General features: G+C 57.8%; 10 protein-coding genes. 2 read left to right on the top strand and 8 right to left on the bottom strand.

Translation table 11 applies throughout. The features are described from left to right. Positions 1-158: 158 nt before the first annotated feature. Entirely contained in the window at positions 159-2,483 is a 2,325-nt protein-coding gene (pbpC, locus tag HX773_RS07510; protein ID WP_176971052.1) for a peptidoglycan glycosyltransferase PbpC, read from the bottom strand. Positions 2,484-2,489: 6 nt separating this feature from the next. Next, complete coding sequence (locus HX773_RS07505) at positions 2,490-7,376, bottom strand: alpha-2-macroglobulin (protein ID WP_176971051.1); 4,887 nt, start codon at positions 7,374-7,376, stop codon at positions 2,490-2,492. A gap of 147 nt (positions 7,377-7,523) precedes the next feature. On the opposite strand from HX773_RS07505, the gene sseA reads away from it, so the two are divergent. After that, positions 7,524-8,363: a 3-mercaptopyruvate sulfurtransferase gene (gene sseA, locus HX773_RS07500; RefSeq protein ID WP_176971050.1), complete on the top strand. Its 840-nt coding sequence runs from the start codon at positions 7,524-7,526 to the stop codon at positions 8,361-8,363. Positions 8,364-8,441: 78 nt separating this feature from the next. Here the strand turns inward: sseA and sseB are convergent, their stop codons facing one another. From sseB to trmJ, 5 genes are all read right to left on the bottom strand, one after another. Continuing rightward, a complete protein-coding gene (gene sseB / locus HX773_RS07495; protein ID WP_176971049.1) occupies positions 8,442-9,209 on the bottom strand; it encodes an enhanced serine sensitivity protein SseB in 768 nt (255 codons plus the stop codon). Between the two features lie 49 nt (positions 9,210-9,258). Beyond that, positions 9,259-10,545 (bottom strand): aminopeptidase PepB, encoded by a 1,287-nt coding sequence (pepB, locus tag HX773_RS07490; protein ID WP_176971048.1) that lies wholly within the window; start codon positions 10,543-10,545, stop codon positions 9,259-9,261. A 62-nt stretch (positions 10,546-10,607) separates the two neighbouring features. Beyond that, positions 10,608-11,780 (bottom strand): IscS subfamily cysteine desulfurase, encoded by a 1,173-nt coding sequence (locus tag HX773_RS07485; protein WP_176971047.1) that lies wholly within the window; start codon positions 11,778-11,780, stop codon positions 10,608-10,610. An 89-nt stretch (positions 11,781-11,869) separates the two neighbouring features. After that, positions 11,870-12,367, bottom strand: a complete 498-nt coding sequence (gene iscR / locus HX773_RS07480; RefSeq protein ID WP_176971046.1) for a Fe-S cluster assembly transcriptional regulator IscR — start codon at positions 12,365-12,367, stop codon at positions 11,870-11,872. A 135-nt stretch (positions 12,368-12,502) separates the two neighbouring features. After that, positions 12,503-13,246 (bottom strand): tRNA (cytosine(32)/uridine(32)-2'-O)-methyltransferase TrmJ, encoded by a 744-nt coding sequence (gene trmJ, locus HX773_RS07475; RefSeq protein ID WP_176971045.1) that lies wholly within the window; start codon positions 13,244-13,246, stop codon positions 12,503-12,505. A 121-nt stretch (positions 13,247-13,367) separates the two neighbouring features. On the opposite strand from trmJ, the gene suhB reads away from it, so the two are divergent. After that, positions 13,368-14,171: an inositol-1-monophosphatase gene (suhB, locus tag HX773_RS07470; RefSeq protein WP_008108283.1), complete on the top strand. Its 804-nt coding sequence runs from the start codon at positions 13,368-13,370 to the stop codon at positions 14,169-14,171. A gap of 35 nt (positions 14,172-14,206) precedes the next feature. On the opposite strand, the gene HX773_RS07465 is transcribed toward suhB, so the two are convergent. Continuing rightward, positions 14,207-15,220 carry a hypothetical protein gene (locus HX773_RS07465; protein WP_176971044.1) on the bottom strand — a complete coding sequence of 338 codons (1,014 nt, stop codon included), beginning with the start codon at positions 15,218-15,220 and terminating at the stop codon, positions 14,207-14,209. Positions 15,221-15,237: the final 17 nt, after the last annotated feature.

Genomic DNA, 15,237 nt, shown 5'->3' with positions numbered 1-15,237 from the left:
AGTTAGCATCCTGAAGAATCCGGGAGCTCCTCCCGGTAAGAAAACGCGCCGATTATAGGGACATCATGGCGCGTTGCCTATTAGCGATTTGCGGAATTATTGAAAATAATTGATTTTTGTCGGGGCGCGCAGGCAAAAAGTATGCCATATCCATGCACTCAACCGCGGATAAATGACACCGATGAGAGCTGCCCCGCTTCATCCATCACCACCAATTGATAACTGCCCGGCTCATCCAGCACCAGCGCCGCACTCTTGTTGCTCACGTCACGCTCCAGCGGCTGCCCGTTTAAAAACCACCAGCGCTGCTCACCTTGCCCGCCCTGCACCGCAACCGGCATCACCAGCACCACTTTACCCGGCAGCGGCTGTACGCGCTGGCCGTTGATCACACCAGTAATCACCATCGGGGGCGCATTGCCCTGATTGAGCGGCGGACAAGCAGGATCGATCGGCGGCAAGCGCTGCGCCCGGCGTTCAGCAACCGGCAGCCAGGGTTCAAGCGGCAGCGGCCACATCAGGCGCTCGTGACTTTGTGCATCCGGGCAATCGGCCGCCACCCGCAATCCCCGACTGTTCTGCCAGTAGCGCTGGCGCAGGCCATTGACGCCTTCCTGCCCCGGCGCCAGCAGCGTCGGGGGTACAGTTTGATTCAACACCCAACTCTGACGACGCTGGCGACAGTTCTCATCGCCGAGAGGCAACGGCTGGCCGCCAGGCCAGCAAATGCTTATGGCGCTGACCGAAAGCGGACGCGGGTCGCGCGGTGCACCGTTCACCGGCATATGTCCCGCCAGCAAATTATTGACCTGATTCATCACCGGCACCGCCGAGGCAAAACCGAACTGCCCGGCGACCGGCGTGGCATCCGGCCGCCCAACCCACACGCCAATCAGATAGCGCGGCGTGATGCCAATCGTCCATGCATCGCGATAGCCGTAGCTGGTACCGGTTTTCCACGCCAAAGGCGCAATCTCCGGCACCGTGCCGCTGGCCGGGGGTTGCGCCGCGCCAGCCAGAATGCGCCGCACAATCCATGCCGCGCCCGGCGACAACAGCGGCCTCTCCTGCAGCGGCTGTGTCGTCAGCCAGCGCAACTGCGCCGCGTTGCCGTGACGGGCAAAGGCGCTGTAGGCCGCCACAATCTCATCCATGCGTGCGCCGGTGCCGCCCAGCACCAGCGACAGATTGGGTTCTGCGCCAGCGGGAAAGCGCAGATTCAATCCCACGTTACGCAAACGCGCAGCGACGGTTTTTGGTCCCAGCGCATCCAGCAGCTGCACCGCAGGAAGATTGAGCGATCGCTCCAGCGCAGCGCTGGCGCTCACCGGCCCGTGAAAGCCCGAGTCAAAGTTGCCGGGACGATAGTCGCCGAAGCGGCGCGGTACATCCTGTAGCAGCGATTCGCCATGAATCAGCCCATCATCCAGCGCCATGCCATAGACAAAGGGCTTCAGCACCGATCCCGGCGATCGCACGCTGGCGATCATATCGACGTGACCAAAACGGCTGTCGTCATTGAAATCCACCGAGCCGACATAGCCGCGCACCTTCATGTTTTGGTGATCCACCACCAGCAGCGCCAGCGAGGTGCGCGGCGGCAAGTTGCTTTTCAGCGACGTCGCCAGATTCTCCAGTTCGCGCTGCAGCGACACATCAATGGTTGAGGTGATTTTGTTGTCGGGTGACAGCGACAATAGGCGGCGGGCCAGCAGTGGCGCACGTTGCGGCATCTGGCGCGGCGGCAGCCACACTGCTTCTTGTTTGATATCGGCGACATCCTGCGCTGACCAGACGTGATATTCCGCGAGGCGATCCAGCACTTTATTGCGTGCTGCTTCGGCGCGCTGTGGCCAGCGATCCGGACGCAGACGGCTCGGCGCCTGTGGCAGCACCGCCAGCAGCGCCGCTTCACCTTGGGTGAGCTGGGACGGCGGTTTCCCCAGCCACATCCAGCTCGCCGCGCCAACGCCCTCCACCGTGCCGCCAAAAGGGGCGCGATTGAGATACAGCGTGAGGATGTCGCGTTTAGAGAGATGATATTCGAGCTGTAGCGCGCGCCACGCCTGCACCACTTTGCCGCGCAGGGTGCGCGGTTGCGGATCGATTAGTCGTGCCACCTGCATGGTGAGCGTGCTACCGCCGGAAACTACACCGTGATGCAGCACGTTTTGCCCGACGGCACGCACAATCGCCATCGGATTGATGCCGGGATGATGCCAGAACCAGCGATCTTCGTAGGTCAGCAGCGCCTCGATATAGGCTGGCGACACATCCTCCAGCGTCACCGGATAGCGCCATATGCCTTGCTGGTCAGCAAAACGCCACAGCGGCGTACCGTCCTCAGCCACCACCACGCGCGCCGGCTGCAACTCACGCAGCGGCAGCGGTGTCAGTCGATCCAGCAGCCACAGCGCGGCCAGCAGCAGCAGTAAAAAAAGCGGCAGCCAGCGCCACCGCTTGAGTCGCTTACTTCCAGACATTAATGGTTAACGCACATTGAGTTTTTCCGGCGTGCTGCCAATCGCGCGCCATTCCGGCACATACATCGATTCCACCTGCGGCGGCGGCAGGCGATAGCTGCCCGGCGTCACCGCACGCGCCAGATACAGCAGCGTGCCCGGCGTGTAGCCATCGAGCGCCAGCGCGGCGACAAAGCGGTCGTCACGGAATTCGATGTGCTTGATGTTGGCTTGCTGCATATCCATCATGCTCTCTTTCAGCGCATCGGCACTGTCGCCTAAACTGGCGCTGCTGTCGCTCAGGTTCTGGTTTTCCAGCACCAGTCCGGCAGGCAGCAGATCCACCACCAGCGCATCACTGACGCGCTCGCTGGCCGCGACTTTAAGCCGCACCACCAGCAGCTCGCCACTTTTCAGGTTGGTGAGATCCGCCGGCTTACCATCCAGCGTGAAGTACTCACGACTGATCTGCAGCACGTTGCTCATCGGCGACGGTGCGGTGCGCGGATAACCCACCACATTCAGCGTGCCGTAAAGCGGCGACGCGTTGTCGCTTTTCACCGACACGCCCTGACGCAGCTGATCTTCCGTCATGCCAATATTGAGCGGCTGATTACTGCTGAGCGGTTCCGCTTTGCCCTGCAGTGTCGCCTGCCAGCTTTCGCCTTTGTGCTGCTGCAAGGTGCGGGCGGCGAGGAACAACGCGTTGTTTTCCTGAGTCGAGAACCAGCGCTGTCCGTGCACGGTTTTCGCCAGATCGATCAGCAACGGACCTTGCATCTCCGGCAGCAGCTGGTTTTCCGTCAGCAGCGACAGAATCAGCGCGCGATCGCGCACCGGGCTGCCGTAATCGCCGAGCCAGCTGTTGGGTTTACGTTCCAGGCCAATACCCTGCGCCAGCGCCAGTTGCGCGCGCTGTTGATCGCCCATCAGCTTCAACGCCACGCCAAGCTGCACCATCGCCAGGCCCGATTTAGCCTGATCGCGCTTTTCATACAGCGCACGCAACGCACCGAGCGGAGCCTGCTGCTGACGTGCCAGCACCAATCCGGCATAAGCCTGCACGCTGAAACGCAAGCCATCGGCATCGCTGCTCCAGCTGGTTTCGATCTGCGCGGGATCCTGCAGATAGCGCAGCAGACGTTCGTCGGCGCGGATAATCACGCCATCCGGCACGCCGTAACCGGCTTCGCTGGCGCGCAGCAGGAAATCGGTAACGTAAGCCGTCAGCCAGAACTCTTCCTGACTCTCTTTGCTCCACAAACCAAAGCTGCCGTTACCGCGCTGCATGCCGGCAAGACGCGCAATGCCGGTATCAATCGAGGCGCGACGCGCTTCATCGTTGCTGGTTTTGATGCCCATCGCCGTCAGCTGCGCATAGTTGGTGAACACCGACGGCCAAATGCCGCTGGCGGTCTGTTCAAGGCAGCCATAAGGATAGGCGTACAGCGAACTGATATAGCTGGCGATATTCAGCGGCGGACGGTTGCTGAGCGACAGCTGTCCGCTCAAGGTATCCTGCTGCAAGCCATTGAAGGCGCTGGCCATCACCTGCCAGTTCTGGCCGGTTTTCATCACGTTATCGAAACTCAGCGTTTGTGCCGGATAGGCCGGACGCACGCCAATTTTCCATTTACGCTCGCTCGCTGCCAGCGTTTCGCCCGGCAAACTCATGCCGGAAACCTTGACCTGCACATCGCCTGCACCAAAGCCGCCCTGCGCTTTGACCGGAATTTGCAAGGTGGTGCGCGCGCCTTTCGCCAGCTGCACGCTGGCGGGGATTTGGCCGTTCAGGGCGATCTGGCCGCTGGCGCTGACGTTGATTTTCAGCGTTTGCGGTTGATCGGTGAGGTTAGTGAGATCCAGCGCCAGCGTGGAATGATCGCCGCTGGACAGGAAGCGCGGCGTCGCCAGTTCGCTGATCAACGGTGCGGCAACCACCAGCTTACGATCGGCCGAGCCGAAGCTGTCGTCGCTCCATACCTGCGCCATCAAACGCAGTTCGCCATTAAACGCCGGAATCGGCAGTTCCAGCGTGCCTTCGCCATTGGCATCCAGCGTTAAGGGCTGCAACTGCTGCGCCACGATCTGTACCTCGGTGACCGGCTTTTTACCGCCGCGCGACAGCGCATCCGCATCGTCGCCGTCACCACCAAAGCGCAGCGCGGCCAGCTTGCCACCGCCTTCAATCAGTTGACCAAACACATCGTATTGATCGGCGTTATAGCGCTTGCGGCCAAAGAACGCTTCCCACGGATTCGGGGTTTTGTAGTCAGTGATGTTGAGCACGCCGCTATCCACCGCCGAGAGCAATACCTGAACCTGCTTCGGCAATGCGCCACCTTCACGGCTGGCTTTAACTTTCACTTTTAGCGTCTGCTCAGGACGGATTTTATCCGGCGCGTCGAGCGCTAAGCTAAGGCGGCGCGCTTCGGTCGCCATCGGCAGATGCAGCAAGCCCACCGCGCGTTTCGGCGTGACGCCGCTGGCTTTGTCGCCGTCGCGCACCACGATGGCGCTGAGATAGAGATCGTGTCGCTTCCAGCTGTCGCTAATCGGTACATCAATGGTTGCGCCGCCCGCCGGAACCTCAAGCGGTTGCCACCACAGCGTGCCGCTGCTGGATTCCACCATCAAATAGCCTTTGCCAGCAGCAGGCGATTCCACCTGCACATGTGCGGTGTCGCCCGCCTGATAGGCGGTTTTATCTATTTTCAGTTTGACCTGATCCGGACGCAGCGCGCCGGTGCCGTTGGTGTTGTCCTGCCACCAATATCCGGCCTGGAAGCGAACGCTGCTAAGGATGTTGTCGCCGGCATGCACTTCCAGGCGATAGGTGCCCCACTCCACCGGGAAACTCACTTTCTGGCTGCCGCCCGCCGCAATAGAGATGCGCTGCTGCTCTTCCTGCAGATCCTTTTGATCGAAGCGCGATTGCCAGCCTTCGCTATCCGAGAAGCTCCAGTAATAGTCGCGGCGTTCGTGGATCAGGCGCACATCGAGATCCTGCGCCGCCAGTTTTTCGCCCTGCGGATTGGCGTAGACCACGTCGAACTCCGCGAGGCTGTTTTCCGCTACGGTCGGCTCATCGTGATAACGATCGCTGCGATAGTCATATACCGATTCACTGTTAAACAGCGGGCGAATGCCAGGCAGCGCCGGAGCCGGCCAAATCGCCTGAGTCGCACGGCGCGTCACCGGACGACCGCCGGTTTCGAGCAGGCTGGCTTGCAGAATCAGATTGAGCGGTGAATGGCTCTCTTTCCAGCTGCTCTCAACGTTAAGTTGCAGCTTGCCGCTCTCATCCAGCTTCTCATCCACATCATCGAGCGAACGTTTCAGCTCTTCAGTGATGTCACCAAATTGATAGCCAGGCAGCGCGGCAACCGCATCACGCGCGGGACGCAGGAACAGCTGCCCTTGCAGCTCGTTACCCGCAGCCGGCGCGCCATACAAATAGCGGCCTTCAACAGCAAAGGTGATGTCGTCATCCGGCGCCACCGGCTGCGCGCTGTTGGTCAGATCCAGCGCCATGCGCTCCGGCAGGAAGTCTTCGACGTGGAACGGCCAGCTGCGCGGCTGGTTGTCGCCACTGTTAATGCGCAGCGTCCAATCACCGGTCATCGCCGCAGCCGGTATCGCGAAGCGATGTTGATAGACGCCATTTTCCGGCTGCCAGACGAAGGTCTGCGACACTTCGCCATTCGGCTGCACCACTTCGGCTTTCACCGGCTGCGGCGGCAACGGTTTGCCGTCAGCATCACGCAGCAGCGCGTTGACGATCACCGTTTCACCCGGACGATAGAGATCGCGCGGACCAAATACGAACAACTGTTTGTCGTAGCCTTGCGGACCATCAATGGGAAACTCCGCCAGATCCAGCGCCGGACGATTGAGATCGATCAGCGAGGTTTGGCCCTTTTGGGTCGCCAGCAGCAGCTTGCCTTTGGCATTCGCCGGTAAGCGCAAATGACCGTTGCTGTCGCTGGTGCCGCTGGCGAGTTGTTTTCCTTTTTCATCCAGCAACTGCACGCTAACGTCATCAAGCGGCGCGCCGCTGGCCAGGCTTTGGGCAAACAGTTCCAGCTGTTCGGGGAATTGGTGCAGCGACAAACCGATGTCGCTCAATGTAAACAGTGTCGCCGGTTGCGTGTAGTTGTAGGTTCCGGCCTGTTTCATCACCGCCAGATAGACGCCCGGCTGTTTCAGCGCATCGACATCGCCCAACGGCAGCTGCATTTTCTCGCGCGTGTTGCGCGCCGGATTAAGATCGAAGCGTGCGCCGTAAACCAGATCGGCATTTTTCAGCAGCTCGCGTGATTCCCAGTACGACATATTGTTGCCGTAATTCCACTGGGCGAGAAAATCGGCCAGCGAGGCGCTTTTCACACGGAAGAAATCGACGTCGACGTTATTCACATTCAGCGCCAGCACCGGCAATCCCTGCGTCAGACGCAGCGGCAGCAGCGATCCGCGACTGGCAAAACCCACCATCGGCTGGATATCGCGCGTGGTGAGCGATTGGCTAAAAGCCGTGGATAAGGTGCTTCCATCGGCCGCTTTGAGACCGGCATCGACGTTAACCGTCAACTTGCGCGACGGTTCAGGATGACGAAAACGCAGCGCTTTACCGTTTTGCGCCAGCTCCCAGCCGCCATCAACCTTGCCGCTTTTCTCATCGATAATGTGCACGCGCGCAGCGAAATCCTGCTTAGCCTCAAGCGGCGTGTTGAAGGTCAACACCAGCGCGGCGGCGCCGTCGAGTTGCAGTTCGGAGAGATCGATAACCGACAGCGATTTCTGCGTTGCTGTTGCGGCTGCCGTTTCCTCCGCGTAAATCGCCGAGGTTCCGCCGCCCAGTAATCCACCACCGATCAGCGCGCTGAGCAGTAGCCGGTTAAAACGTTTTGCCATGGTAATTCCCTCACCAGTCCCAGAAGTTAAGAAAACGTAATTTCGCGCAATTTCACATCAACCCGCCAACTTTAGCAATCATACCCTTGAGATAGCGCTCACATTCCCGGAGACTGGTTGTTTCCCGTTTGCTGAGAAGAGGTTGCTATGACAGCCATTTTTGTGTCCGCTGATTGGTTGAAAGAACATTACACCGAGGAAACGTTGCAGGTGCTTGATGCCCGCATGTTACCGCCTGGCCAGGAAGCCGTACGCGATCTGCAGGCTGAATATCTGGCTGGTCATCTGCCGAATGCCCCGTTCTTCGATATTGAAGCCTTGTCCGATCACACCAGTGCTTATCCGCACATGATGCCGCGTCCCGAATCTTTCGCGGTAGCGATGCGTGAGTTGGGCATCAGCCAGGATAAACATCTGGTGGTGTACGACGAAGGCAACCTGTTCTCGGCTCCGCGTGCGTGGTGGATGCTGCGCGCCTTTGGCTGCGAAAATGTGTCGATTCTCGCCGGAGGATTACAAGGCTGGAAGGCGGCCGGTTTCGATGTCGCGACCGGACCGGTTAGTTTGCCGGAAGGTGAGTTCGAAGCGACTTATAATGGCGCACAGGTGAAACGTCTCACCGACGTGCTGCTGATCAGCCACGAAGGCGGCGCGCAGATTGTCGATGCCCGCGCGGCAAACCGTTTTAACGCCGAAGTGGATGAACCGCGTCCGGGCCTGCTGCGCGGGCATATTCCCAACAGCCTGAACCTGCCGTGGAACAGTTTGGTGGTGAATGGTGAATTGAAACCGGCAGCGGAACTGCGCGATCTGTTTGCTCAGGCGGGCGTGAAACTGGATCAGCCTGTGATTGCCAGCTGCGGTTCGGGTGTTACGGCGGTGGTGTTGATTCTGGCGCTGACTTCGTTAGGTGTGCGAGATGTGACGCTGTACGACGGTTCGTGGGGCGAATGGGGCAGCCGCGACGATTTACCGATCGAGAAGTGATAGCAGGTGCGCATGAATGCGCACCCTACGAAAAACCAGCGAAATCACCGTAGGGTCGCCATTCATGGCGACCGCGCATTATATAATCCGCTGACTGCCCTTAAAATCGCGCAGGAAACTGCCCCAGCGACGTTCATAGAACGGCGTGATGTGGGCAGTAAAGAAGTGGCTCACGCCGCGATCTTCATTAACCACTTCACAGATATCAATGGGCGCATCATCGGCAAGCGTATCCGTTGCTACGCCGCCCGCTGCCTGAATAATCTCATCGATATCGCTATCAGCTTCGATACCAATCAGCAGGTTCGGTTCTTCGCTGGCGCTTTCACGAATGCTGGCGATGTAAGCACGGCGCACCTGCTTGTACTTGGCAAAAAGCTGCGTCAGCGAATCAATCATCTGCGCTGGCGGCTCGGCCACTTCGGACAACAGCAACGCCTGACCGCCTTCCAGCACGGTTTGTTGGCTCAGCGCACTGCCCTCTTCGCCAATCAAGTGCGCGATTTCACCCGGCGAAAACTCTTTGCCCGCAGGCAACTTCGGATTGAGGAACAGCGTTTCGCCTTGCGTGATCTCAAACAGCGTGCGCACCGGCATGCGCAGATAAGGCTGTTCATCTTTGATTGCCTCGCCCATCGCCTCTTCCGAGGTGAAGAACGGGATCACGCTGCCGCCACCCTCTTTTTCCCAATGCTGTAATTCGACCGGCGAAGTCGCATCAAACTGTTCAGCGGGACTTTCGCCTGGCACCCACACATCGGCTTCCAGCAGCAGTTGGAAAAACTCCGGACGGTGCGCAGGCTCAGTGGCCGCCAGCTTCAGCACCTCTTCAAGACGGTTACTCATTTATCGTATTCCAAAAAAGACGGCAAGCTTGCGCCTGCCGTGATGAGGATTATTTCAGTAACAGATTGGCGACGGTGCGCACGCCCAAACCGGTCGCACCAGCGGACCACTGATCCACCGCGCCTTTGCGGTACGTCGCGGAGCAGTCAATGTGCAGCCAGCCTTGCTGATATTTGCTGACGAAATGCGACAGGAACGCCGCCGCGCTACTCGCACCCGCCGCATGTGACGGGCTGGCGATGTTATTGAGATCGGCAAAGTTCGAAGGCAGATGGCTGCGATGGAACTCGGCCAGCGGCAGACGCCAGAAGGCTTCGTTTTCGCCGGTCGCGCTGCCAAGCAGCGATTCCGCCAGCACATCGTCAAAGGTAAAGAGCGCGTGATAATCGTTACCCAGCGCGGTTTTCGCCGCGCCGGTCAGCGTTGCCGCATCGATCAGCAGTTCAGGATTTTGCTCGCTGGCATCGATCAGGCCATCGGCCAATACCAGACGACCTTCCGCATCGGTGTTCATCACTTCCACGGTTTTGCCGTTGCGATAGCGAATGATGTCGCCCAGACGGAACGCGTTGCCGCTGACCATGTTGTCTGCGCAGCACAGGAACAGTTTCACACGCTTATTCAGACCGCGTGAAATCGCCAGCGCCAGTGCGCCAGTCAGCGTTGCCGCGCCGCCCATATCGGACTTCATTGAGTCCATAAAGGCGCTCTGCTTCAGGCTGTAACCGCCGGTATCAAAGGTGATGCCTTTACCGACCAGACAGGCATAAACCGGCGCATCTTCATCGCCAGTTGGATTGAAATCCAGCGCCAATAACACCGGTGCGCGCGTAGAGCCACGGCCCACGGTGTGGATGCCGGCGTAACCCTGAACACGCAGATCTTCGCCTTTGGTGATGCGATAGCTGACCGCTTTGCCGCCCACTTCGTTGATCAGATCAACCGCGTTGTGCGCCAGCTGTTCCGGACTGAGATCTTCCGCCGGCAGGTTGATGGTGTCGCGCACCCAGTCAACGATCTTCAGGCGACGCGCAAATTCAGCCTGATCGGCCTCATTAAATTCCGGCCACTCGACCTGACGTTTGCCTTTCGGGCTGCGGTAACCTTGCCAGAATGCCCAGCACTTTTCTAAATCCCAGCCTTCGCCCTGCAGTGAGACGTGACGGATGCCCTGGCCGTCCAGCTTGCGACCCGCGCGCTGGATGCTCATCAGCGCATCTGCGCCAGTCAGGTGAACGGTCATGCCACTTTCGTTGCTGCTCAGCAGCGCTTTGTCACCCCAGCGCGCGTCGGCGGCCTGGGAGCTGAGCGTAATTATCATCGGTTGTGTTGTCATCGCGTGGCTCCGTTTGCGTTAGGTGTCACCTTGCGCCAGAACCGGTGCAAGGGGTGCATGAATTAGCGGGAGTTTGCCGCAGGCGAAAGTGCCCGCAGACGTGTTACCGCTTTGTTGACCAGCTCGATAGCGTACTCAATTTCCTCTGCGCTGGTGAAGCGTCCGAGCGAAAAACGCAGCGAGCTGTGTGCCAGCTCCTGCTCAACGCCCATCGCGCGCAGCACATAGGAAGGTTCGAGACTGGCCGAGGTACAGGCGGAACCGGATGACAGCGCCAAATCTTTCAGCGCCATAATCAGCGATTCGCCATCGACGTGGGCAAAACTGATATTGAGGATGTTCGGAGCGCCCTGCTCCAGCGAACCGTTGAGGTTCACGTTACCCAATTGACTAATACCGCGCCACAGACGCTGGCGCAGCTCGGCCAGACGCGCCATTTCGCTGCTCATCTCTTCACGCGCAATGCGGTAGGCTTCGCCCATGCCGACAATCTGATGCACCGGCAACGTGCCTGAACGCATGCCGCGCTCGTGACCGCCACCGTGCATCTGCGCATCAATTTGCAGACGCGGTTTACGACGCACCCACAGCGCGCCGATGCCTTTCGGTCCATACAGCTTGTGCGCTGAGAACGACATCAAATCCACCGGCAGTTCAGTGACGTCGATCGGCAATTTGCCGACGCTTTGCGTGGCGTCAACGTGGAACAGGATGTCACGCGCACGGCATAGCGCGCCGAGTGCGGCAATGTCCTGAATCACACCGGTTTCATTATTGACGTGCATCAGCGACACCAGCACCGTGTCGTCGCGCAGTGCAGATTCGAGCAGCTGCGGCGTAACGATACCGTCGCTGCCCGGCTGTAAGAAGGTGACATCAAAGCCTTCGTGCGCCAGTTGCTGGCAACTGTCGAGCACCGCTTTGTGTTCGGTTTGGCTGGTAATAATGTGCTTGCCGCGCGCCTGATGGAATTGCGCGGCACCTTTAATCGCAAGGTTGTCCGCTTCGGTCGCGCCGGAGGTAAAAACGATTTCACGGGGATCGGCATTGACCAGCTCAGCAATTTGATTGCGAGCCACATCAACGGCTTCTTCAGCCTGCCAGCCAAAACGGTGGGAACGGGACGCGGGGTTACCGAAAGTGCCATCCATCGTGAGGAACTGCATCATTTTGGTGGCGACACGCGGATCCGCAGGCGTAGTGGCTGCGTAATCCAGGTAAATCGGTAATTTCATTGCGCTAAAACTCCGTATAAAAAATCATACGTCTTTATAGCATGCTTCAGCCTCGCCTACCTTAGCAGGAAAGGCCGAAGTGAGATCGATTACGCGCGCAGATTAACGTTGATGGTTTCTTGCACACGATGCTGCTGGAAGCGACGATTGTCGACGGTGTTCTGACGATCGGCGACATCAAGGATTTCCTGGTTGTTCACCAGTTCCGCCAGCGTGATGTTGTTGAGGAAGTCGCTGATGCGCTCACTCAGGTCACGCCACAGCACGTGAGTCAGGCAACGTTCGCCGCCCTGGCAGCCTTCTTTGCCTTGGCACTTGGTGGCATCGACTGATTCGTCAACGGCGGTGATTACCGCGCCAACAGCAATCGCGCTTGAATCTTTGCCTAACAGATAACCGCCGCCTGGACCACGTACGCTGGCCACTAAGCCGTGCTTACGCAGACGCGAGAATAACTGCTCCAGATAGGACAGAGAGATGCCCTGACGCTCAGAAATGTCAGCTAGCGGCACCGGGCCCTCGTGTGAGTGCAGTGCAACGTCCAGCATAGCGGTTACGGCATAACGTCCTTTGGATGTCAGTCTCATAGCATACAACCTCGTAAGCGTCCGTCCGGTTATCGGCGGGTTATCTGAAGAATTGACGCCAGTCTGACATTCCTGAGTAAAACGGTCAACTATTTAACCGAGTAAAATGCTCAACTATTTAACCAACTGTTTTACTCAACTATTATCCACATTACCTTTGCGCTTTTCGAACGATGCCATCATGCCACGCAGGATGTTCAGTTCGTCGCGTTCAGGACGCGCACGCGTATATAAACGACGCAGCTTGCTCATCACCTGGCTTGGCGTACCTTCGCGGATAAAGCCGCTGTTCAGCATCATCTGTTCGATGTGCTGATAAAAGCGCTCCAGATCGTCGACCAGTGGATACGGCGACTCTTCAACTTCTGCTGTCGGCGCGGCTTTCTCCTGCGCGTCCAGCCATGCCATGCGCACTTCGTAAGCGATGATCTGCACCGCCATCGCCAGATTCAGTGAGCTGTATTCCGGGTTCGCCTGAATCGCGACGTGATAGTGACACTTCTGCAACTCTTCATTGGTCAGGCCGACGCGCTCGCGGCCAAACACCAACGCCACCGGTGCCTGCTGGCCCTCTTCCACGCTTTTAATGCCGCACTCACGTGAATCCAACATGGGCCACGGCAGTGAACGTGAACGTGCGCTGGTGCCCACCACCAGACTACAACCGGCAATGGCTTCATCCATGGTATCGACAATGCGCGCATTACCAATGACATCGCTGGCACCGGCGGCGAGGGAAATGGCCTGTGAATCCGGTTTCACCAGCGGATTGACCAGATAAAGGTTGGTTAAGCCCATGGTTTTCATCGCGCGTGCGACGGAGCCCATGTTGCCAGTGTGCGACGTTTCTACCAGTACGATTCGGATATTCTGCAGCATAATTAGAGGCGGTCAGGGAAATGATGGCGCGCATCCTAACATAAAAAGAGGACATTTGCTGAACACGCTGATATACTCCGCGCCGTTTTCCCCGTTCTTTAACATCCAGCGAGAGATACCGATGCATCCGATGCTCAACATAGCCGTGCGCGCCGCGCGCAAGGCCGGAAATTTAATTGCCAAGAATTATGAAACCCCGGACGCTGTCGAAGCCAGCCAGAAAGGCAGCAACGACTTCGTTACCAATGTTGACCGTGACGCAGAACGTCTGATTATCGAAGTAATTCGTAAATCGTACCCGAAACACACCATCATCACCGAAGAAAGCGGTGAGCTGGCGGGCGAAGATCAAGACATTCAATGGGTAATCGATCCGCTGGATGGCACCACCAACTTCATCAAACGTTTACCACACTTCTCAGTTTCAATCGCTGTGCGCATCAAAGGCCGCACCGAAGTTGCTGTGGTTTACGATCCAATGCGCAACGAACTCTTCACCGCAGTACGCGGTCAGGGCGCCCAGCTGAACGGCTATCGCCTGCGCGGCAGCACCGCGCGCGATCTGGATGGCACCATCCTGGCGACCGGCTTCCCGTTCAAGTTGAAGCAGCACGCCACGCCTTACATCAACATCGTTGGCAAACTGTTCACCCAGTGCGCTGATTTCCGTCGCACCGGTTCGGCTGCGCTGGATCTGGCTTACACCGCTGCGGGACGCGTTGATGGTTTCTTTGAGATTGGCCTGAAGCCGTGGGATTTTGCGGCGGGCGAACTGCTGGTTCGTGAAGCGGGCGGCCTGGTGACTGACTTTACCGGCAACCACGGTTACGTGATGTCAGGTAACATCGTTGCGGGTAACCCACGCGTAGTGAAAGCAATGCTGGCATCGATGCGTGAAGAATTGAGTGAAGCGCTGAAGCGCTAAATAAGAGAAGGCGGCTGAATCAGCCGCCTTTTTTGTTATCGACGTTCGTGACTTAATACCTGACGCGGTTGCGTCTTGCGACCTACGCGTCCCAGCAATGCTGCCAGAACCGCTTCAATCACCAGCATAAAGAAGGTGAACCAGCTCGCTTTCGCCGTTGCGGCGGCCGCTTGCTCAGCGACTTCACGGGCTTTCTGCTCCGCCTGCTGTTTCAACTCCTGATACTGTTGCACGGCTTTTTTATAGCTCTCCTCGGTCTGAGTCACAATCTGCTCAACCTCCTGATCGCTTTTACCGGTACGCGCTTTAATGATATTTTTCAGCGCATCACGATCGGCAGCCTGCAAGGTATCTGAATGACGATTCATAACGCCTTTCAACCAATTAGCCAGATCATTATCAGCATTTTGTGGATTTTGCGCGGTTTGTTCCGCTTGATTTTGCGCGTTATTGGATTCGTTATTTACATCCTTTTGCAGATTCTCAGGTTGTAATTCTGACTTACCAGTTTGACGCAGCGTGGTTTGTAATTCATTTTTTAAATCATCTAAATTGATATTACTTTCCTGCAGCTTTTCTTTTGCCATATTGGTGAGCGAAGGCGCCGCAGCAGAAATTCCACTTCCTACGGCATTCACTCCCGCGCCTAAAATATTAAAGGCACCACCAATTATTCCAGTGGCTAAGGTAATCGCCAGCCACAGCGTGAGAATGGTGCTGACGCCAAACATCAGTAATCCGTGCATCGCCCCTTCGCGCTGCGCCAGGCGCCCTGCAACGTAGCTACCCACCGCCATGGCGATTAACATACTCACGCCAGTCCAGATTAACGCGCCAGTTCCCAGATGCTGCAGTGGGTTTTGTTCCTGCTGCGGATCGATGGTGGTCGCACCAATTGCCGTGCCTAATATACCTAATAAAATATGAATGATTAGCGCAGCGATAACGCCGGCAAATACTGCGCTCCAGGAAATACGTTTTAACGGTAAACCGACATGATTTTCATGAACAGTTTCTACACCGCCATTATTAATCCGGGTTTCAGGCATCGTTTTTTCCTCGCAAA

The sequence above is a fragment of the Pantoea sp. B9002 genome (assembly GCF_013385945.1).
GTDB lineage: Bacteria > Pseudomonadota > Gammaproteobacteria > Enterobacterales > Enterobacteriaceae > Pantoea.
This window is presented reverse-complemented; position numbering and strand designations above follow the sequence as displayed.